This window comes from Pedobacter sp. NJ-S-72, assembly GCF_053890575.1.
Map to the genome: position 1 here is coordinate 5,242,377 of NZ_CM132681.1, position 19,157 is coordinate 5,261,533.

The following is a 19,157-nucleotide window of genomic DNA, read 5'->3' on the forward strand; positions in this document are numbered from 1 at the left end:
AGATGAAATTAAAAATAAGCCTGCTTCTTGTTCTTCTCTTTTCATTTGCTGCTGCCAGGGCTCAGAACTGGGGTGGCGGTGTAGATGATGAGAAATTACACTTTGGCTTTACTTTTCAATATACCGGGTCTTCTTATAAAGTCAGGAAGAAGGAAAACTGGAGAACCCCTTATCAGTCGGTTGATCCGGCAAGAGGTCAGCTTACAGATTCACTGAATGCTCTTTATGGTAAATCATCTCCGGGATTTGGAATTGGCTTTGTGGTTAATGGCAGGATCAGTAATCATATAGATGTGAGAGATTAACACCCACACTGGTTTTTACAGACAGGCTGATGGAATATGAATATTCTACGATTAACCCTATGCCAAAATCTCCATTCAGCCAGGTTGAAAAGAAGGTGGTGGCGACTATGGTAGAATTCCCTTTAGGAATTAAGATCAAGTCCGATAGAAGAAATAATCTCAGGCTTTATATGTTATATGGTGCAAAGTATTCGATGGACATTGCCTCGAAGAAAAAAACAGACGATTCGGCTTTGGATGAAGAGTATAAATTCCTTAAAAATACAAAGAGTTACTGGTCAGCTGAGGCAGCGTTTGGGATGGATCTGTATTTTGAATATTTCAAGATGTCTCCTGAAATCAAATTGTCTTATTCTTTAAATGATATTTTAGACAGGAAGGAAGTAAACCCGTTTAATAATCCAATTGATAAATTGATGTTGCGTCATGTGACATTCAGTTTATTCTTTGAATGATGCTGCCAAGGTGAAATTTAATAGCTTTGTTTGAAAAGGGCTTTTTATCCTTCCCGGATGAATAAGAATTTTACCGCTAACAATTTATAATTATGAAACCATCATGTGCAGCAGAGCACAAACCGAAATGAACTAAATTAAGTAGCACATGATAGCTTCATCACAATTAAAAACAAATTCATACAGATGAAAACTGCATTAATTACAGGCGCGACTTCAGGAATAGGTAAATCATGTGCACACTTATTTGCACAGCAGGGATATAAATTGGTATTGGTAGCCAGAAGAGAAGAGAAATTGAAAGAAGTTGCTAAACATTTAGCAGATAAATATGCAATTGAGGTTAAAACATTGATTGCAGATGTAAGAGATAAAACGGTTTTGACTGAAGTACTGGAAAGTCTGCCGGAAAACTGGAAACAAATAGATGTCCTGATTAACAATGCAGGTCTTAGCCAGGGGCTGGATCCGATCGATAAAGGTGATACCAATGACTGGGACAACATGATCGATACCAATGTAAAGGGTTTATTTATGTGACTAAAATCGTGTCAAACTGGATGATTGCAGCTAAGAAAGGTCATATCATTAATATCGGTTCTATTGCCGGTAAAGAGGTATATCCGAATGGAAATGTTTATTGTGCCACAAAACATGCAGTAGATGCCCTAAATAAAGGAATGCGCATGGATTTACTGCAACATGGTATAAAAGTTACCGCAATTAATCCTGGTATGGTTGAAACAGAGTTTTCTGTTGTCCGTTTTAAGGGAGATGAAGATAAAGCAAAGAAAGTTTATGAAGGGTTAGAACCTTTATTAGCACAGGATATCGCAGATGCGATCTGGTTCGTGGTCAGCAGACCAGCACATGTAAATATAAATGATATGCTGATTATGCCAACTGCACAGGCATCGGCAACATTAGTAAATAGAAATTAGAATAAAATCGTAAGAATATGGTATCAGCAATTATAGATCAGGAAATAAAAAAAGCAATGTTAGCCAAAGATCAGGCTTCATTAAGAGGATTACGGGCTATTAAGGCTGCATTATTAGTAGCCAGAACGGAAAAAGGATCGGCAGAAGAAATTACTGAAGATGCAGAAATGAAAATCCTTCAGCGCTTAATTAAACAAAGAAAAGAATCTTCTGATATTTACAAACAACAAGGAAGGGAAGATCTGGCTGTGATTGAAGATGAAGAAATTGCAGTGATCAGTCAGTTCATGCCACAGCAATTAAGTAAAGAAGAAGTAGAAGTTCTGATTGCTAAGATTATAACGGATTCTGGTGCAAGTACAATGAAAGATATGGGCCGTATTATTGGTCTGGCAAATAAAGAACTGGCGGGGAAGGCAGATGGCAAATTGATAGCTGAAATTGTTAAAACTCAATTGGCATAAATTGTGTTAGAAGGCTATCTGAAAATATTATTTTTAAAATTAACAGTTTTTTTTGTTTAAAATTAAAATAGGCGACTAACTTAGTAGCGTATCTTTAGAAACAATGATGGGCCGGACACCATTGTGGCAAATAACATTCCGGGAAATATTTACAGAAATATATAATATATATACATGAAATACGAAGTAATAGAAGAGGATGGGTTTAAGTATATAGAGGCTGGAAAAGGCGAGACCCTGGTATTACTTCATGGTTTGATGGGAGAGTTAAGCAATTGGGAGCCGGTTATTGATCATTTTAAAGAAAACTATCGCATACTAGTACCAATTTTGCCTATATACGATTTACCTATTCTTACATTGGGTGTTAAAAGTCTGGCTAAGTACATTCATAAATTTATTAAATTTAAAAAACTTGGACAGGTCGTTCTTATTGGTAATTCATTAGGCGGACATCTTGGACTTGTCGTTACCGCGGCACATCAGGAAAGTGTTAAAGCATTAGTATTAACGGGTAGTTCTGGTTTATATGAAAATGCATTTGGCGGTACTTTTCCAAGAAGAGAAAGCTATGATTACATCCGTGAAAAAGTAGAGTTTACTTTTTATGATCCTACTATTGCTACTAAAGAGATGGTGGATGAGATTTTTAAAACGGTAAATGATCGTTCAAGAGTTATCCGTATTCTGGCTTTGGCGAAATCTGCCATCCGTCATAATATGTCTAAGGAACTGAATAAAATAACAATCCCTGTTTCGTTGATCTGGGGAAAAAATGACCAGGTAACTCCGCCTGATGTAGCAGAAGAGTTTCATCAGCTGCTGCCTAATTCAGAGTTGAACTGGGTTGACAAATGCGGACATGTTCCAATGATGGAGCATCCCGAAATTTTTAACAATTATCTGAGTAAATTCCTGGATAGAATTTTATTAAAATAACAATGTTTGCATCTGAACTCATATCTAATTCAATTCCACCGTTACAGACTTCTGAAACGGTGCATATGGCTTTGGATAGAATGGCTGAGTTCAAATTAAATCATTTACCGGTTTTGAACAATGGCCAGTTTCTGGGCATTGTTGCTGAAGAGCACCTGATGGAAATAAGAAATGTAGAAGAGCCGATTGGTGCGCTGCGCTTCTTTAACAATTCTGAATCCGTTTGTTTATCAGGATGTACATGTTTATGATGTCATCAGGATCTTTGATCAGCTCAAGCTTTCTTTAGTACCAGTACTTGATTATAAAAAGAATTACCTTGGGGTTATTTCTATACATGATTTATTGAAGTATACCTCAGATATTTTTGCAGTTAAAGAACCAGGCGGGATTATCGTTCTGGAGATCAATAACCGCAATAATTCTTTATCGCATATGGCCCAGATCGTTGAGGCTGATAATGCACAAATCTTATCCTCTTACGTGCAGAACTTTCCAGATTCTACGCGATTAGAGGTCACGCTGAAAATTAATAAAACTGAATTATCTGGTATTATATCTTCTTTTGAAAGATATGATTACCAGGTTAAGGCGGTTTTTAACAGTACTACCCAGGACAACGGAACGGAAGACAGATACAATTTGTTAATGAGTTATTTAAATGTATAATTCATTCCTGTAACCATTCAACATACAATATTTATCTAATGAAGATTGCAATTTACGGCAGAGAGTTTAATAATAGCGTTTTACCCTTTGTACAAGAAGTTTTTGATGCCCTGGCACATTATGGGATTGAAACTATTGTTCATAAGGAATACAACGATTTTATTGAAGATAAAGTAACTACCTCTGCTAATCTCAAGACTTTTTCCAATCATCTGGAATTACGTGATCAAGCAGAGATTCTGATCAGTTTAGGGGGGGATGGCACATTGCTCGATACGCTGGCTTTAATCAGGGACTCTGGGATTCCAGTGATCGGTATTAACTTTGGCAGGCTCGGGTTTTTAGCGAGTATCAACAAAAATGAGATTAGAAATGCGATCGAAGCATTGGTTAATCACGAATATTCTTTGGATAAACGGACTTTACTGCATGTTGAATCTAAAAATAATCTTTTTGGAGATGAGAATTTTGCGCTGAATGATATCACTATCCACAGACGTGATAATACGGCGATGATGATTATACATGCTTATATGAATGATGAATTTATCAATTCATACTGGGCAGATGGTTTAATTATTGCCACACCTACTGGTTCAACAGCGTATTCTTTGAGTTGCGGCGGGCCTATTATTTTTCCCAGTGCACAAAATTTTGTGATTACGCCTATTGCACCGCATAACCTGAATGTCAGACCGGTAATTATTCCTGATGATGTCACGCTGCGGTTTGAGGTGGAAGCACGGAGTACCAAGTTTTTGGTGTCCTGCGATTCCAGAACTGCCACAGTTGACAGGTCTGTGAAAATAATAGTGAATAAGGCTGCTTTTCATGTGAACCTGATTCGCTTGAATAATGAAAGTTATCTTACTACCTTGAGGAACAAATTACTTTGGGGAATTGATACACGTAATTATTAAGATGGGATTCAAAAAGTTTGTATTTTCTGTTGTGCTTAGCTGCATCTTTTCCAGCGCTGCGATCTCTCAGACTACGGAGCTGGGTATTAATGCCGGTGCTGCGGGTTATATATCGGTGATATTAATCCTTCTAATCTTTTTAAACCAAGCGGAATCGCTTTTGGTGCTTATGTAAAACGTAATCTTGATCCTTACTGGGCCATCGGTATTCATTATAATTATGGAAAAGTCAAGGGTTATGATGTAAACTCCGATGATGCGAGTCTGAGAACCCGTAATCTTAATTTTTCTACTTCACTGAATGAACTGAGTTTACAAGTAGATTTCAACTTTCTGGAATATTTTTCTGGTGGCGGTGTAAAGAATTTTACGCCTTATATATTTGCCGGGGTCGGTGGTGTCCTGTTCAATCCGAAGGCTAAATATAATGGAGAAACATTTGAATTAAGATATTATCAGACCGAAGGGAAGAAGTATAAAAACTATGCGATCAGTATCCCTTATGGGGTGGGGATGAAGTACAGAATAGGGGAGCGTCTGGGCATATTTACACAATTGGGATATCGGACTGCAAAAACGGATTACCTCGATGATGTTGGTGACAGGTATATACTTCTCCTGTCTTTAGTGATCCAAGTAATAAAAATCCCAACGGTGTGAATCTTTCTGATCCGTCAGGGAAGAATTTTCCTGTGGGTGTGCAGCGTGGTAATTTTGTTAAAAATGACACTTACTTTTTTGTACATATCGGACTTTCCTATACGTTCACTTCTGATAAATGTTACTCTTTTTAGTCTGACTTATTCCTGTTTCGCATCATAAAATCATGATATCCTTCGTTTAGACTATACGATTATGATAGAAATAAACAAAATATCTTATAACTTTGACGCTTTCTAACATGCCATTCTTCTGTATGTTAGACATTTTAGCCATATTTGCACAATAAATGGGATTTAAAGAACAAATCGATACTAGTCGCTTACCGGAACACATCGCTATTATTATGGATGGGAATGGAAGATGGGCTAAAAATCAAGGCAAATTCAGGTCTTTCGGTCACGAAAGCGGCGTGATATCTGTAAAAGATATTGTGGAAGGATGTGCCGATATTGGTGTGAAATATCTTACGATTTACGCCTTTTCTACTGAAAACTGGAACAGACCAATTGACGAAGTCAATGCCCTGATGGAGTTGCTGATTGCGACAATCAACAATGAAACAGATACGCTTAATAAGAACAATATCAGGTTAAATGCTATTGGTGATATTGCCTCTTTACCTCAGAAATGTATTGATGATTTAAAGAGTGCAATGGAAAAAACAGCGGCGAATACTACTTGTACTTTAACGCTGGCCTTAAGTTACAGTGCTAAATGGGAGATTCTGGAGGCGGCAAAAAAGATTGCTTTAATGGTACAGGATGGGAAAATTAAAGTGGATGAGATTGATGAAGCGCAGTTTTCTTCTCAGTTAACTACTGTAAATATCCCTGATCCTGAGTTAATGATCCGTACCAGCGGAGAGCACAGGGTAAGCAATTTTCTGCTTTGGCAGATGGCTTACAGTGAACTGTATTTTACCGAAACTTTATGGCCGGACTTTAGAAGAGAAGACCTTTTTGAAGCTATTGTAGACTACCAAAAGCGCGAACGTCGCTTCGGTAAAATTAGTGAACAGTTGAACTAATTTTACTTTTAACACTTTTTAACATGTGTTTAAATTAACTTAGCAACGTTTTTTAGATTGTAAATGAAAAGAATATACCAACTCATATTATTGCTATTGATCGGGTCACCGGCTATGGCACAGATTACCCGTCCAAAGTCCAATCCAAATACCCCCAGCTTAAAAGTTAGCGGTACCGATATGGACTATTTTCAACCTAAAGAATATATTATAGGAGGAACTACTTTAAGCGGCGCAAAGTTTATTGATAAGGAAGTTATTATTACACTTTCGAAGTTGATTAAAGGTGAAAAAATCTTGCTTCCTGGTGAAGCTACTTCCAATGCAATCAAGACATTGTGGGCACAGGGATTATTTGATGATATCGAACTTGATATCTCTAAAATGGTTCTGGATACTGTTTATTTATTTCGATATCAAAGTGGTGGTTGAAAGACCTCGTTTAAGTTCTTTTGAACTGAATGGATTGAGTAAATCTCAGAAAACAGATATTACCGAAAAATTGAATTCCAAGTCAGGAAAGACGATTATTAACGAAAATACTTATAACAGTACTACTGGTATCATCAATAAATATCTTGCTGAAAAGGGTTATTTCTTTACTAAAGTTGACTACAAAACTAAACCTGATCCGAACATGGAGAATGGGGTAGTATTGCAGGTTTTTGTAGATAGGGGAAATAAAGTAAAAGTACATGAAATCGAATTTACCGGTAACAAAGATTTCAGAGCTTCGACTTTACGCAAGTATTTGAAAAAGACTAAACAGCAGGCTTTCTATAAAGTATTCGGTTCTGGTAAATTCAGCAAGGAGAAATATAAAGAGGATAAAGAAAAGCTGATCGCTAAAATGCAGGAAAAAGGTTATCGCGATGCGGTAATTATCAAAGACACGACTTACCAGTACAACAAGAAATCTGTTTGGGATTAAGATCGATTTATATGAAGGTCCAAAATATTATGTTGGAAATATTACCTGGGCTGGAAATGCAAAATATGCAACTAAAGATCTGAACAAAGTATTGGGTATTGAGAAAGGTGAAGTTTTCAGTGAAGAGAAGCTAAATGCTAAACTTCACGGTAATGGTGCTGAAAGTGATGATGTATCGAGTATCTATCTGAATGATGGTTACCTGACGTTTAACGTTGAGCCTGTTCAGACAAAAATATACAATGATACTGTAGACTTAGAAGTAAGAATTTATGAAGGTCCTCAGTATACCAATAACAGGATTACTGTTAAGGGAAATACAATTACAAATGACAGGGTAGTATTACGTGAGGTACGTACAAGACCAGGTGATAAGTTCTCTAAAGATTTATTGGTTCGTACAGTACGTGACCTTGGTCAGCTGGGTAACTTTGATGAGTCTAAAACTGTACCAACTCCAAAACCAAATCCTTCTGATGGTACTGTTGATATTGATGCTATGCTGTAGAAGAGAAACCTTCTGATCAGGTAGAATTATCTGGTGGTTTCGGTGGCGGTCGTGTAATCGGAACAGTTGGTTTGACTTTCAATAACTTCTCGTTAAGAAATATATTCAATCCAAAAGCTTACAGACCACTTCCAAAAGGTGATGGTCAGAAACTAAGTCTTCGTGGACAGACCAACGGTAAGTACTACCAGTCTTATAGTTTCTCTTTCTCTGAGCCATGGTTAGGTGGAAAGAAACCGGTAAGTTTTGGTGTAAGTGCATTCACTTCATCTCAGGTTACGAGTATTGGTACTAACGGACAGTCTGATGGTCGTATTCGTTTAAATGGTGTGACTTTCAGTTTGGGCAGAAGATTAAAATGGCCTGATAACTATTTCCAGATATCGCATGCAATCAATATGCAGCAGTATATTCTGAATAACTATAACGGTTATTTGTTCAATACAGGAACATCATACAATTTGAACTTAACACAGGAGATTAGCAGGGATTCAAGAAAAATTCGCCGATCTTCCCGACTGAAGGTTCTTACTTTAAATTTACTATACAGGCAACTCCACCTTACTCGTTGTTGAATAAAACTAACTATGCAACAGCATCGGATAAAGAACGTTATAAGTTTACTGAATATCACAAATGGAAATTTGAGGGACAGTGGTTCCAGAGGTTAGGTGGCAAATTAGTATTTAAAGGTCAGGCTCAGTTTGGTTTCTTAGGTTCATACAACCAGGCAGTAGGCCAGTCACCATTTGAAAGATTTAAACTGGGTGGTGATGGTATGCAGGGATTTGATTTCCTTCAGGGATCTGAGATTATTACGATGCGTGGTTATGCAAATAATGTGGTTACTCCGGCAACGGCGGTTACAAATCAGCAGATTCAGATTGCAACACAATCAGGAAGTGCTATCTATACTAAATATGTGATGGAATTAAGATACCCGGTTATTGCAAGTCAGCAAGCTACTGCGTATATTGTGGGCTTCGCTGAGGGTGGTAATACCTGGAATAAATTTGCAGATTACAATCCTTTTAATGTTAGAAGGTCTGCAGGTGTTGGTGCTAGAATATTTTTACCGATATTTGGTATGCTGGGTATTGATTACGGATTTCCGTTTGATAGTATTCAGGGACAGGCTAACGGGGGTAAACAAAACTTCACGTTTAGTATTGCTCAGCAATTGGGTGGATTTAATTAATATAGAAATGAAGAAAGTTATTTTAATCGGGTTTTTAGTTTTCGCAGGATTTGGTGCTTTTGCACAGAAGTTTGCTTATGTTGATACAGAGTATATTCTTAAAAATTTACCTGAATATAAGTCTTCACAAAACCAGTTGAACGTATTATCTCAGCAATGGCAAAAAGAGGTTGATGCTAACTTTACGGCGATCGACAAGATGTATAAAGCTTATCAGGCAGATCAGGTATTATTGACTGATGATATGCGCAAACGCAGAGAGAATGATATCATTGAAAAAGAAAAAGCAGCTAAAGAATTCCAGCGTCAGAAATTCGGACCAGAAGGAGAGCTTTTCCAGACGAGAGCAAAATTGCTTAAGCCTATTCAGGATAAAGTAACTGGTGTGATTGCTGACCTTGCAAAAACTAAGTTCCTGGACTTTATTTTTGATAAAAGCAGTGAAGCTACCATGATGATTTATGCGAGTAGCAATTATGACCTGAGTAATGACGTTATTATCAGATTAGGTTATAAACCGAACACCGTAAAATAAGACACACCAAAATAAATTTTAAAAACAATTATTAAGAACAATAGAAATGAGAAAGTTAATTAACGTATTTTTTGTGGCAGCTGGCCTTATGTTTACTGCTAATGTTGCTAGTGCTCAACAAAAAATTGCACATCTTGATTCTGAAGCAATCTTTGCTACTATGCCTGAAGCAAAAACTGCATCGGCTCAATTAGAGACTCTTCAAAAACAAAAACAAGCTGAAATTGAAAAAATGAGAAGTGAGTACACTGTGAAGTATGAAGCTGCAGTTGCTAAAAACAAAACTTTGAGTGAAGCGAATAAAGAAGCTGTTGGTAAAGAATTACAAGCTATGGGTGTTGAATTACAGGATATGGAAAAACGTATCGGTGAAGCAAGCCAAAAAGCTCAACAAGATATTGCTACTAAACAAGGTGAATTGTTGGCTCCTTTAAACGCTAAATTCCAGACTGCAGTTAAAGCTGTAGCTAGAGATAAAGGTTTAGCTTATGTATTTGATAGCTCTGCTCAGAATGGTGCAAACAACCTGTTAGCATGGGAAGGTGGTGACGATGTTACTGCTTTGGTTAAAGCTAAATTAGGTATCTCTGCATCAGCAGTTCCTGCTCCTAAAAAATAGTATTTAAAAAATATTTAAATTGCGGCACCGGGTATTTTCCCGGTGCCGCTTTTTTTTGTCATGATAAATAATAAATCTATAGGTGTTTTTGATTCGGGATATGGTGGCTTGACTGTGTTTGAGTCAATCGCTAAATAATGCCTGATTATAATTATATCTATTTGGGTGATAATGCCCGTGCACCTTATGGTGACCATTCTTTTGAAACGATTTACCAATATACGCTTGAATGTGTGGAGTGGCTGTTTGAACAGGGTTGCCCGTTAGTGATACTGGCTTGTAATACGGCTTCAGCGAAAGCTTTGCGTACGATTCAGCAAAAGGTACTGCCGGTGAAGTATCCCGGGTTTAGGGTACTGGGGGTGATCAGGCCTACTGCGGAAGTTATTGGTTCTTATACGAAGACGAATACGATTGGGGTAATGGGAACACGGGGGACGGTTAATTCTGAGTCTTACCCGATTGAGATTCATCATCAGTACCCGGACCTTAATGTGATTCAGCAAAGCTGCCCGATGTGGGTGCCGCTGATTGAAAATAATGAGCATGTGAATGAAGGGGCCGATTACTTTGTGAAGAAGTATATTGACAGGTTGATATCGAAGTCGGGGGATATTGATACAATATTACTGGCTTGTACGCGCATTATCCGTTGTTAGTACCTAAGATGAAGGAATATCTGCCGGAAGGGGTAACACTGGTTGCACAGGGTGATATTGTTGCTGACAGCCTGGTTGACTACCTGAAGAGACATCCTGAGATGGAGAGTCAGTTGACGAAGGAAGGAGTTATGAGTTTTTATACTTCCGGAGATAATATCGTGTTTGATCATAATGCTTCGATATTCTTTTCTAAAAAAGTGGTTTCTTCCCAGGTTCGATTAAGTTGTAACTCCTCGAAAAAATAAAAAACGGGACAGTCCCATTTACAAGCCGCGCCCATCTGAAGAGATGGCCAATGCTTGAAATGGGACTGTCCCGTTTTTTTTATTTTCCATTCTCCAAGCCTGTTTAATTTGTTAGTTGGGTGGCTGGGGATGGTTTTCTTGGATAATGAATTACTAGATAATGCTTTTTTGATGCATTATTAGGGTGTCTTGATTTACTGGATAATGCTTAATAGGTTGTGTTATTTTAAAGTAATACTCTTGATTTTATAATAACAATCCTGATTGTTTACAAATTGTACTCTAGTGTATTCAGATAGTATTCCAATGTTCTGAATCTGGTTGTAGTTGCACCAACTATGGTTTTCTCGTACTCGATTACTTCCGGGAAACTAAAGGCTAATTGGTCTAATACGTAAACTGTGCTGGCTGGCTTATAGGGTTTGTTGTAGTCAGAGCGGGTCTTGTCTGGTGCCCATCCGGTGTTCACAAATTCAAGGTGTACATTGTTCATTGGATCTATCAGATAGGGTTCCCAGAAGGTCATGGTGTTTGGGAGGGTTACGTTGATGGTGTTGACCTTGTTTCGTATGCTGGTTCCGGCTGCCGGACCATCATATAAGAAGACAGCTCTTAAGACTCTTGCATAGAAGTAAAGATTGTAGGCATGGTAGGCAAAGGCATCTCTGCTAACGTAGTCTTCTGTTTTGCCACCGGCATACAGGTTTACATTGAGCTGTGTGGTGTATGCTTTTTTAGCATGGGTAAGGATGGTCGCATCATTTAGAATATAGCCGATGTCATATAAGATGTTGAGTCTGATAGTTTCCCAATTGTTCTCTCTGCTAGCGTAACCTGATGCATTGGTAATGTAGTAGTTTGCTGTCCTTTTTAACCAGGCATCAATTGTTGTTTTGCTTGCTGCCAGAATGTTTGGTTTGATGATAGAATAGGCTTCGAAGATTTCTATAAAGGCAGCTTCGGTCGGCGTACTGCTCGAAGGGGTGTTTACTGCTGCCCATGCCAGCAGGTTGGCTGTTGCTTTGTCAAGATACTTGGTCGCGGTATCACGTCCCGGAGAGATTGCATATTGCAGGGCAAGACATTTTAGCTCTGTTCCCTGTGTTCCAACTGCTGTTGTGTTGGTTGTTTTGGTCAGGGCTGCATAAGCGGGATTGGTAATTAGCTTTTGGATTTGTGCCTGGTTTGTGCCGGCTAAATCTGTACTGATTTTGTTTAGTCCGGCAGCACTAAAGACCCATTTTTTTTTTTGAATAGGTAAGGGTATCACCAATACCTTGTTTTTTGTGGATGGGTTTGGAGTCCCATTTTCATGGGATGACTCTTTTTTACAGCTGGTGGCGCATACCACCAATCCGATAACTGCTAAGTAGCTTAATTTTTTCATCGTTCTTTTATTGTTAATTTGATACTGCAAATTCGCTGTATCATCATTACCGGAGAGGATGAAATTCTAATTAAAGAGGGGTGAAAATCTAAATTTTTTAATTCCCATCCACTTCATGATGAAGCCCATTATTCAGTGGATGGGTTTAAGGCTTAATGGCCCTGTATAAATTTGAAAATCAAAATTGCCAGTGCAATAGCTCCCCAAATGATACCCCAGTATTGCAGTGGGATGAAATAAAGGTCATTAACGGACTTTTTGTTTAATCGTATTCCGATGATATAAATCAACGGTGCTGAACATAAGAGGCAGTACAGGAATAATTCCAGACTTGAATTTCCGTTTTTACCAAAGAAGAATATACCAATCAGAATGGTGCATACCGGAATTAATAATGCCAGTGGACCCCAGCCTTTGTAAATAATCATATTGTTTTTTTATTGATAGCAGTTTAATTTTTGTTGATCATTTTGTCCAGTAAGGAAACAAAGCTTTTACCGCTGAAAATTCCGTTAGTGGCTGTGCTGAAAACAACCTTGTTTTTCTTTATTATGTAAGCTGATCTGACTGATCCAATTATTTACGGCAAAACGATTGAGATCTGCTATCATGATTTTTGTTGAATCAATCATCAGGTGATCACTGCTAATAATGATTTCTTTTGGTTGTACATTTAAGAAAGAGTTTGTACCTGTAGCAAATAGTTTTTTGCCCAGTGCTGTATCATAATTGATGTACTGAAAAGTGACGCTTTTATGCTCTTCCAGTGCCTTTAATGCCTTGGGTACAAACAGAGTCTCATGCTGAGTGGTGATGAAATCAATAGCCTTAAATACCTGGGTATAGCGGGCAGTTATGGTCTCCCATTTTCCTTCTGTTCTATTACGGAAAGCAATGTTATTGGTTAGGAAAGTACGTCCGGAACTGAATAGGTAAAGATCTTCTAAATCTTCAAAAAGTTGTGTCTTGCTTTCTCCGTTTCCTTCGGTAAGGATTCCCTTTTCATAGAGGTAAAAGGTCTTGCCCTTACTAAGTTTTAAGGCCAGTAGTAAAATGCACAATCCAAGTCCCATGATAAATGCAATAACCCAGTAAAGCATGCTGATATCTCCAGAGAAGTTCATCTTTCCTTCTTTGACCGCAAGGATTGCTCCGAAATAGATCAGACCTGAAATGGCTGAGAATAAAATAAGAATAAAAATTGCGAAGTAAGTGAAGCCCTTTCCAGGATTGTGTTTGCTTTTTAAGGCACCCAGTTCATGTGTCTGATTCATGTGTTGTGATAAGTTGTTTAACGTTAGTTAATTGTAATTTAATTTTTGTTTCATAAATTTCAGGAAACTACCCTTGTGCAAAATTGCGTACCGGAATCGGGGAACTTGCTGTTGCCAATTTTATGAACCGGACCTCTTGGTATCACTTAATGATTGAAAGTTATAGTATACTACTTTGAATAATTTAGACGGGACCGGAATTAGTATATGTTATTAAGTATAGAATTCGTTTCTTTATTTAACCAATCTCAACAAGGATTGTATTAACTTTGAATTCTAATCTTAAATACCATGAGTACAACTGCAAACCGTCCAAATAAAGTTCACGAAGGCCGAAATGTAAAGCGTTTCAGAGAAATGCTTGGGATTAAGCAAGATGCACTTGCGTATGAATTAGGTGGGGAGTGGAGTCAAAAAAGAATCTCTGTTTTAGAATCAAAAGAGAAAATTGAGGATGATGTACTCGCTGAAGTTGCTAAGGCGTTAAAAGTTCCGGAAGATGCTATCCGAAACTTTGATGAGGAAACAGCCATTTTTAATATTAGTAATAATTTTGAAACAGCCGCTTCTGGTTCGTTAGTAGTCGGTTACAATAAGGTTGGCAATAATAATTCTTATACTGATTGTGCTATTAACCCTATTGATAAATGGGTTGAAACACTTGAAAAACTAGAAGCCTTACAAGCCGAAAACAAAGCTCTTTACGAGCGTTTATTGCAAAGTGAAAAAGAAAAGGTTGAGCTTTTAAGAGCTGTTAAGTAATTGTTGATTTACGTACGCAAAATGAATAAGGCATTTAGCAAGGTTTAGAATATGGAACCCTGATTCTCATAAGATGCTGGAAATAGAAATTAAGCCTAACTTTTTAGACAGGGATCGGAAATTGATCATCAGTTTAGATCGTGTCACTTATGAGGATTCAAACTGGAAAGATATTCCGAATACCACATTAACAAAGATGAAATTGAAGGCCTTAGATTTGGTGTAGAACCCATTCGAGGATATGTCTTTACTATTGGTCGCAGATATTGCGTAGATATTAAGGGGTTTGATGGTAGTTTAATGAAAATTAGATTTACATCTTTGTATGGTATGGAATCAGAAGGAAACAACTTCATGAAAAGTATGTCAGTATTCTCAACTCCTTATTCAATACCCATCAGGATGACATTATCAACCGGCATATAGAATCATTTAATAGAATTTCATTTGTAGAAATTCAGGATACAACTTTCAAGACAGACGTAGTAAAACTAAACTGAAATAATATACCTTACAGTGATTTAGGTTTTAAAGAATATGAAGGGTACTTTGCCCTATTCTCCAAAAGTAATCCAAAGCTTTATAAAACTTATAGCTATTTAAAGGATTGGAATTCTGCAGTGGTTTATAGTATGTCTAAACAGCTATTGGCCAGAGTAAATGAAGATCTTTCGCAGGGCAGTATTTAAATGGTTGAACTTGTGTGGAAAATGCAACAGTTGAAATCAAAGTATTTATCAGCCATATTAACACACCAACCAACAGATGTCCGCAGAATGAAAATCAAGCCGTCTTTAAAAGTACAATCCTTCATCGGCTCCATGTATGTTTTAAGGAATCTGCAATGGTGGAATCTGGAAAAAATAAAAGCATACTAATGTAAGAGCATAGCATTGCGTTGCCCTTTTCGGGCATAAGTAAATGCAGCTCGAGCATAGTATGCTTTTATTTTTTTACCAGATCCCTTCCATAACCCCCAAAAAACATACATTTCGCTGATGAAAGATTGTATTTTTAGCTAGGTTCTGATTTTTATTAAAGGTAAATTTGCGGCTCAAACCACAAACAAATGAGTGACCAGATAAAACACGAGTGCGGAATTGCTTTTATCCGTCTTTTAAAACCTCTCTCATTCTACCAGGAAAAGTATGGTACAGCCCTTTACGGACTGAATAAACTATACCTTTTGATGGAGAAACAAACACAACAGAGGGCAGGACGGCGCAGGAATTGCAACAATCAAATTAGATGTAAAACCAGGTCACCGGTACATTAGCCGTTACAGGTCGATGGCGCAGAATGCCGTTGCAGATATCTTCGGATACGTTCAGGGTAAATTCGCAGACATTCAAAACGAGACACCTGAATTAATGCAGGATGCAGAGTGGCTGAAACAAAATGTGAGTTTCATAGGAGAGGTATTGTTAGGACACCTTCGCTACGGAACACACGGTCAGAACAGTATAGAGAACTGTCACCCATTTCTTCGTCAGAATAACTGGATGACACGTAACCTTGTTATTGCAGGTAACTTCAACATGACTAACGTTGATGAGTTATTAGAGCAACTATACGAATTGGGTCAACACCCGAAAGAGCAGGCTGATACTGTTACAGTATTAGAAAAAATCGGTCACTTCCTTGATGATGAAAATCAGGAGCTTTTTGATAGCTACAAAAAAAAAAGAAGGACTATCAAATGTAGAGATTACTGCTAAAATCTCTCAAAACTTAAACATCGCGAATATCCTTACCCGTTCTGCTAAGAACTGGGATGGCGGTTATGCTATCTCTGGAATCGTAGGAAATGGTGATGCATTTATTCTGCGTGACCCATCAGGAATCCGTCCGGCATTCTTTTATCAGGATGATGAAATTGTTGTGGCTGCTTCTGAGCGTCCTGCAATTCAAACTGCATTTAACGTAGGTATTAACAGTGTTCAGGAAATCAAACCAGGACATGCACTGATCGTTAAAAAAGATGGTACAGTAACACAGGAAATTTTCAGAGAGCCTGAAGAAAAAAGAGCATGTTCATTTGAACGTATCTATTTCTCCCGTGGTAGTGATGCTGATATCTATAAAGAAAGAAAACAATTAGGAAGACTATTGATCGATCAGATCCTGAAGGCAGTTAATTCAGATTTGAAGAATACAGTTTTCTCTTTTATTCCAAATACTGCTGAGATTTCATTCTATGGTTTAGTAGAAGGATTGCATAAGCACATTAAGAAAATTCAGAAGAATACGCTTATTGAGCGTAAAGAAACTCTGACTGATGCAGAACTGGATGAATTACTATCCATGGCTCCGCGTGTAGAGAAGCTGTATATTAAAGACGTTAAATTACGTACTTTCATTACTGCTGATGCTGATCGTAAAGAAATGGTGGCGCACGTTTATGATACCACTTATGGGGTAATCAAAAACGATGTGGATACGTTGGTTGCTGTGGATGATTCTATTGTAAGAGGAACTACACTGAAGCAAAGTATTATCAAGATTATCGACAGGTTACACCCTAAGAAAATCATTATTGTTTCTTCGGCACCACAAATCCGCTACCCTGACTGTTACGGAATTGATATGTCTAAATTAGGTCAGTTCGTAGCCTTTGAAGCAGCTATACAGTTGTTAAAAGAACGCGGATTAGAACATATTATAGAAGAAGTATATCAGAAATGTAAAGCTTCTTTATTATTACCTAAAGAAGAAATTGTAAATCATGTGAAAGATATCTACAGACCTTTCAAACAGGAAGAAATCTCTGCACAGATTACGAAGATCATTACACCTGCGGATACGGTTGCACAAGTAGAAGTAATTTATCAGACACTGGATAATTTACATATCGCTTGTCCTAATCATACAGGTGACTGGTATTTCTCAGGTAATTATCCAACTCCAGGTGGAAACAAAGTCGTTAATAAGGCTTTTGTAAACTGGAAAGAAGGAAACAACCAGAGAGCATACTAATCAGCATTATCTTATTTTAGAAGGCCGGTACTGTTTCAGTACCGGCTTTTTTGTGGAATTGTATTTCTCTCCGGAAGATTAACTGATTTTTATCGTTGGATCCCATTGGAAATAACCATAAACCTGTTGTGTCTCTTTAGCCGCATCTAATTCAAATAAGGCAAACTGGATCACATAAAGTTCACTTCCTTGTTTTTGTACTGTAGAACTATAAGAATAGAAGCTTACATTGGTTGAAATAGGAGGAAGACCATTGGGCGTTTGCGGGTTAGGCACTGCAGCACCCAATCTGATTACCTTATCATAATTGAAAGTGTTGAATAAATCAGATTGACCTGCACCATAAGGTTTAATACCATAGATTATGATAGCATCATCCGAGTTGTTATAAACTGATACCCCTCTAAAAGAAACCCTGTCATCCGGTGCAGCATTAAATGTAAGATCTGCTGTTCCCTGTCCTTTGACACCATTGGAACCTGTTGCTATCACATATTCTGACAAATGATCGATAGGATATGGATTACTCTGACTGTTGTTACGGGGACAATTTGCTTTTATATAATCGGTATCGATTACAACAATAACGTCAATAAATGCTGCTGATGATTTACGTTCTGACATGGTAAATAATTTTAGGTAATGTAGCCTACTCTGTATGGTTTTCGGCTTTCCCAATCTTTTGTTGCTGTGCTTCCAAATGACAATGTAAAGGAAGAAAGAATGGGATAGATAATAAAGAGTGTAAATACTGTCTTTCAGGATTAAGTATATTTACGTTTAAAATTATATTTTTCTGAAAAATGTATCTTTCAGAACCTTTAGAGCCCGTAGGAGTAGGGTGGGATCACCTTTTTGATTATGATTGCTGTAATATTTGATGGCTACTTCGATAAACAACCTGATCGCAAAAATAATGATGACAGCACCGGCAATCCTGTTCAGGATCTTGATGTTTTTCTCCTTGATCCGGTATCTTAATTTAGCCGCATAATAGGTTTTGATAAAATCTACGAAGAGCTGGGTACACATGGCAACAACAAAGAATACTACTTTTTCTGCCATTTCATAATGCAGCTGACCTGATACAATACCGCCCACCATGATCCAGAACATTAATGTCGTAGGGGAGAGCAGGCACATTAAGAATCCTTTGATGATATATCCGCGCTTGCGCACCTTGACAATTTCAGAAGTTTCGTAGTTTACCGTGACTTTATTAATCAGGTAATACAAACCAACTCCTAAAAGGAAAAGCCCTCCAATAATGCCTATGTACTGGTTATAATTTGCATTATAATCAACAAACTGAGAACTGAAAATCGTGAGACTGATAAATATAATGTCACTTAAGATCACGCCAATAGCCAAAGAAAAACCAGCTTTAAAGCCCTTTTCGATGCTGGTTTTGATCATGGAAAAGAAGACAGGGCCCGTTAAAAACGAAAACAAAATACCCGCACCTATCCCTTGTAGTATCGCTTCAATCATTCAACTTCATATAATTCGCGCTAATATCTGATTTTAAAGTATAATACCGCCTATTTTTTTTGCTTCATTTATTGTGTACACTATACACAATATTTTAATTATGTTTATGCCTTGTATTATCAACACTATGTATTGGTAATATTAAGACAATAATAATACGGAACAATCCTAACCATAAGATAGTTT

Annotated in this window: 25 protein-coding genes and 2 pseudogenes; 22 read left to right on the forward strand and 5 right to left on the reverse strand. The window is 37.5% G+C overall.

All coding sequences use genetic code 11. The annotated features are described in order from the left end of the window. Positions 1–2 precede the first annotated feature (2 nt). The 19 genes and pseudogenes from ACWYN3_RS34540 to ACWYN3_RS34630 all read left to right on the forward strand — a co-directional run bounded on the left by ACWYN3_RS34540 (position 3) and on the right by ACWYN3_RS34630 (position 11,081). Positions 3–305 (forward strand): hypothetical protein, encoded by a 303-nt coding sequence (locus ACWYN3_RS34540; protein WP_456218267.1) that lies wholly within the window; start codon positions 3–5, stop codon positions 303–305. 29 nt (positions 306–334) lie between these two features. Beyond that, positions 335–760 carry an outer membrane beta-barrel protein gene (locus tag ACWYN3_RS34545; RefSeq protein WP_456218268.1) on the forward strand — a complete coding sequence of 142 codons (426 nt, stop codon included), beginning with the start codon at positions 335–337 and terminating at the stop codon, positions 758–760. A 186-nt stretch (positions 761–946) separates the two neighbouring features. Beyond that, positions 947–1,701, forward strand: a pseudogene (locus tag ACWYN3_RS34550) (SDR family NAD(P)-dependent oxidoreductase). Positions 1,702–1,718: 17 nt separating this feature from the next. Beyond that, a complete protein-coding gene (locus ACWYN3_RS34555; protein ID WP_456218269.1) occupies positions 1,719–2,165 on the forward strand; it encodes a GatB/YqeY domain-containing protein in 447 nt (148 codons plus the stop codon). A gap of 174 nt (positions 2,166–2,339) precedes the next feature. Continuing rightward, on the forward strand, positions 2,340–3,104 hold the full coding sequence (locus tag ACWYN3_RS34560; protein ID WP_456218270.1) for an alpha/beta fold hydrolase: 765 nt from the start codon (positions 2,340–2,342) through the stop codon (positions 3,102–3,104). A gap of 65 nt (positions 3,105–3,169) precedes the next feature. Further along, on the forward strand, positions 3,170–3,355 hold the full coding sequence (locus ACWYN3_RS34565; RefSeq protein WP_456223255.1) for a hypothetical protein: 186 nt from the start codon (positions 3,170–3,172) through the stop codon (positions 3,353–3,355). After that, complete coding sequence (locus ACWYN3_RS34570; protein ID WP_456218271.1) at positions 3,294–3,773, forward strand: CBS domain-containing protein; 480 nt, start codon at positions 3,294–3,296, stop codon at positions 3,771–3,773. The genes ACWYN3_RS34565 and ACWYN3_RS34570 overlap by 62 nt, the downstream gene beginning before the upstream one ends. Before the next feature lie 38 nt (positions 3,774–3,811). Beyond that, positions 3,812–4,693, forward strand: coding sequence for an NAD kinase (locus ACWYN3_RS34575; protein ID WP_456218272.1), 882 nt, complete (start codon positions 3,812–3,814; stop codon positions 4,691–4,693). A gap of 153 nt (positions 4,694–4,846) precedes the next feature. Further along, entirely contained in the window at positions 4,847–5,353 is a 507-nt protein-coding gene (locus tag ACWYN3_RS34580) for a DUF6089 family protein (protein WP_456223256.1), read from the forward strand. Positions 5,354–5,642: 289 nt separating this feature from the next. Beyond that, positions 5,643–6,383 carry an isoprenyl transferase gene (locus tag ACWYN3_RS34585; protein ID WP_456218273.1) on the forward strand — a complete coding sequence of 247 codons (741 nt, stop codon included), beginning with the start codon at positions 5,643–5,645 and terminating at the stop codon, positions 6,381–6,383. Positions 6,384–6,446: 63 nt separating this feature from the next. Further along, positions 6,447–6,815 (forward strand): hypothetical protein, encoded by a 369-nt coding sequence (locus ACWYN3_RS34590; protein ID WP_456218274.1) that lies wholly within the window; start codon positions 6,447–6,449, stop codon positions 6,813–6,815. Next, a complete protein-coding gene (locus ACWYN3_RS34595) occupies positions 6,808–7,314 on the forward strand; it encodes a POTRA domain-containing protein (protein WP_456218275.1) in 507 nt (168 codons plus the stop codon). The genes ACWYN3_RS34590 and ACWYN3_RS34595 overlap by 8 nt, the downstream gene beginning before the upstream one ends. Positions 7,315–7,393: 79 nt before the next feature. Next, positions 7,394–7,822 (forward strand): POTRA domain-containing protein, encoded by a 429-nt coding sequence (locus ACWYN3_RS34600; RefSeq protein ID WP_456223257.1) that lies wholly within the window; start codon positions 7,394–7,396, stop codon positions 7,820–7,822. A 71-nt stretch (positions 7,823–7,893) separates the two neighbouring features. After that, the gene (locus tag ACWYN3_RS34605; protein WP_456218276.1) at positions 7,894–8,397 is read left to right on the forward strand and encodes a BamA/TamA family outer membrane protein; all 504 of its coding nucleotides are present in this window, start codon (positions 7,894–7,896) and stop codon (positions 8,395–8,397) included. After that, a complete protein-coding gene (locus tag ACWYN3_RS34610) occupies positions 8,394–9,020 on the forward strand; it encodes a hypothetical protein (protein ID WP_456218277.1) in 627 nt (208 codons plus the stop codon). The genes ACWYN3_RS34605 and ACWYN3_RS34610 overlap by 4 nt, the downstream gene beginning before the upstream one ends. Positions 9,021–9,027: 7 nt before the next feature. Beyond that, positions 9,028–9,555, forward strand: a complete 528-nt coding sequence (locus ACWYN3_RS34615) for an OmpH family outer membrane protein (RefSeq protein WP_041882776.1) — start codon at positions 9,028–9,030, stop codon at positions 9,553–9,555. Between the two features lie 46 nt (positions 9,556–9,601). Next, complete coding sequence (locus ACWYN3_RS34620) at positions 9,602–10,174, forward strand: OmpH family outer membrane protein (RefSeq protein ID WP_456218278.1); 573 nt, start codon at positions 9,602–9,604, stop codon at positions 10,172–10,174. Positions 10,175–10,311: 137 nt separating this feature from the next. After that, the gene (locus ACWYN3_RS34625) at positions 10,312–10,833 is read left to right on the forward strand and encodes a glutamate racemase (protein WP_456218279.1); all 522 of its coding nucleotides are present in this window, start codon (positions 10,312–10,314) and stop codon (positions 10,831–10,833) included. An 8-nt stretch (positions 10,834–10,841) separates the two neighbouring features. Then, positions 10,842–11,081, forward strand: coding sequence for a hypothetical protein (locus ACWYN3_RS34630; RefSeq protein WP_456218280.1), 240 nt, complete (start codon positions 10,842–10,844; stop codon positions 11,079–11,081). Between the two features lie 268 nt (positions 11,082–11,349). Here the strand turns inward: ACWYN3_RS34630 and ACWYN3_RS34635 are convergent, their stop codons facing one another. The 3 genes from ACWYN3_RS34635 to ACWYN3_RS34645 all read right to left on the reverse strand — a co-directional run bounded on the left by ACWYN3_RS34635 (position 11,350) and on the right by ACWYN3_RS34645 (position 13,742). Further along, positions 11,350–12,468: an alginate lyase family protein gene (locus ACWYN3_RS34635; RefSeq protein WP_456218281.1), complete on the reverse strand. Its 1,119-nt coding sequence runs from the start codon at positions 12,466–12,468 to the stop codon at positions 11,350–11,352. 152 nt (positions 12,469–12,620) lie between these two features. Then, positions 12,621–12,896: a hypothetical protein gene (locus tag ACWYN3_RS34640; protein ID WP_456218282.1), complete on the reverse strand. Its 276-nt coding sequence runs from the start codon at positions 12,894–12,896 to the stop codon at positions 12,621–12,623. Between the two features lie 84 nt (positions 12,897–12,980). Then, positions 12,981–13,742, reverse strand: a complete 762-nt coding sequence (locus ACWYN3_RS34645; RefSeq protein ID WP_456218283.1) for a hypothetical protein — start codon at positions 13,740–13,742, stop codon at positions 12,981–12,983. Between the two features lie 291 nt (positions 13,743–14,033). Between ACWYN3_RS34645 and ACWYN3_RS34650 the strand changes: the two genes are divergently transcribed. The 3 genes and pseudogenes from ACWYN3_RS34650 (at position 14,034) to ACWYN3_RS34660 (ending at position 17,480) form a co-directional block, all read left to right on the forward strand. Then, positions 14,034–14,504: a helix-turn-helix domain-containing protein gene (locus tag ACWYN3_RS34650; RefSeq protein WP_456218284.1), complete on the forward strand. Its 471-nt coding sequence runs from the start codon at positions 14,034–14,036 to the stop codon at positions 14,502–14,504. Between the two features lie 73 nt (positions 14,505–14,577). Then, positions 14,578–14,730: a hypothetical protein gene (locus tag ACWYN3_RS34655; protein WP_456218285.1), complete on the forward strand. Its 153-nt coding sequence runs from the start codon at positions 14,578–14,580 to the stop codon at positions 14,728–14,730. 843 nt (positions 14,731–15,573) lie between these two features. Next, positions 15,574–17,480, forward strand: a pseudogene (locus tag ACWYN3_RS34660) (amidophosphoribosyltransferase). A gap of 78 nt (positions 17,481–17,558) precedes the next feature. Here the strand turns inward: ACWYN3_RS34660 and ACWYN3_RS34665 are convergent. Together ACWYN3_RS34665 and ACWYN3_RS34670 are read right to left on the reverse strand one after the other, a co-directional pair. Further along, positions 17,559–18,104: an inclusion body family protein gene (locus ACWYN3_RS34665; RefSeq protein ID WP_456218286.1), complete on the reverse strand. Its 546-nt coding sequence runs from the start codon at positions 18,102–18,104 to the stop codon at positions 17,559–17,561. Between the two features lie 162 nt (positions 18,105–18,266). After that, complete coding sequence (locus ACWYN3_RS34670) at positions 18,267–18,971, reverse strand: LysE family translocator (RefSeq protein ID WP_456218287.1); 705 nt, start codon at positions 18,969–18,971, stop codon at positions 18,267–18,269. Positions 18,972–19,157 lie beyond the last annotated feature (186 nt).

Bases quoted from the DNA above. Each gene is read 5' to 3' on its own strand.
- ACWYN3_RS34540 (WP_456218267.1), top strand. From the start codon at position 3: ATGAAATTAAAAATAAGCCTGCTTCTTGTTCTTCTCTTTTCATTTGCT.
- ACWYN3_RS34545 (WP_456218268.1), top strand. From the start codon at position 335: ATGGAATATGAATATTCTACGATTAACCCTATGCCAAAATCTCCATTC.
- ACWYN3_RS34555 (WP_456218269.1), top strand. From the start codon at position 1,719: ATGGTATCAGCAATTATAGATCAGGAAATAAAAAAAGCAATGTTAGCC.
- ACWYN3_RS34560 (WP_456218270.1), top strand. From the start codon at position 2,340: ATGAAATACGAAGTAATAGAAGAGGATGGGTTTAAGTATATAGAGGCT.
- ACWYN3_RS34565 (WP_456223255.1), top strand. From the start codon at position 3,170: ATGGCTTTGGATAGAATGGCTGAGTTCAAATTAAATCATTTACCGGTT.
- ACWYN3_RS34575 (WP_456218272.1), top strand. From the start codon at position 3,812: ATGAAGATTGCAATTTACGGCAGAGAGTTTAATAATAGCGTTTTACCC.
- ACWYN3_RS34585 (WP_456218273.1), top strand. From the start codon at position 5,643: ATGGGATTTAAAGAACAAATCGATACTAGTCGCTTACCGGAACACATC.
- ACWYN3_RS34590 (WP_456218274.1), top strand. From the start codon at position 6,447: ATGAAAAGAATATACCAACTCATATTATTGCTATTGATCGGGTCACCG.
- ACWYN3_RS34615 (WP_041882776.1), top strand. From the start codon at position 9,028: ATGAAGAAAGTTATTTTAATCGGGTTTTTAGTTTTCGCAGGATTTGGT.
- ACWYN3_RS34620 (WP_456218278.1), top strand. From the start codon at position 9,602: ATGAGAAAGTTAATTAACGTATTTTTTGTGGCAGCTGGCCTTATGTTT.
- ACWYN3_RS34625 (WP_456218279.1), top strand. From the start codon at position 10,312: ATGCCTGATTATAATTATATCTATTTGGGTGATAATGCCCGTGCACCT.
- ACWYN3_RS34630 (WP_456218280.1), top strand. From the start codon at position 10,842: ATGAAGGAATATCTGCCGGAAGGGGTAACACTGGTTGCACAGGGTGAT.
- ACWYN3_RS34635 (WP_456218281.1), bottom strand. From the start codon at position 12,468: ATGAAAAAATTAAGCTACTTAGCAGTTATCGGATTGGTGGTATGCGCC.
- ACWYN3_RS34640 (WP_456218282.1), bottom strand. From the start codon at position 12,896: ATGATTATTTACAAAGGCTGGGGTCCACTGGCATTATTAATTCCGGTA.
- ACWYN3_RS34645 (WP_456218283.1), bottom strand. From the start codon at position 13,742: ATGAATCAGACACATGAACTGGGTGCCTTAAAAAGCAAACACAATCCT.
- ACWYN3_RS34650 (WP_456218284.1), top strand. From the start codon at position 14,034: ATGAGTACAACTGCAAACCGTCCAAATAAAGTTCACGAAGGCCGAAAT.
- ACWYN3_RS34655 (WP_456218285.1), top strand. From the start codon at position 14,578: ATGCTGGAAATAGAAATTAAGCCTAACTTTTTAGACAGGGATCGGAAA.
- ACWYN3_RS34665 (WP_456218286.1), bottom strand. From the start codon at position 18,104: ATGTCAGAACGTAAATCATCAGCAGCATTTATTGACGTTATTGTTGTA.
- ACWYN3_RS34670 (WP_456218287.1), bottom strand. From the start codon at position 18,971: ATGATTGAAGCGATACTACAAGGGATAGGTGCGGGTATTTTGTTTTCG.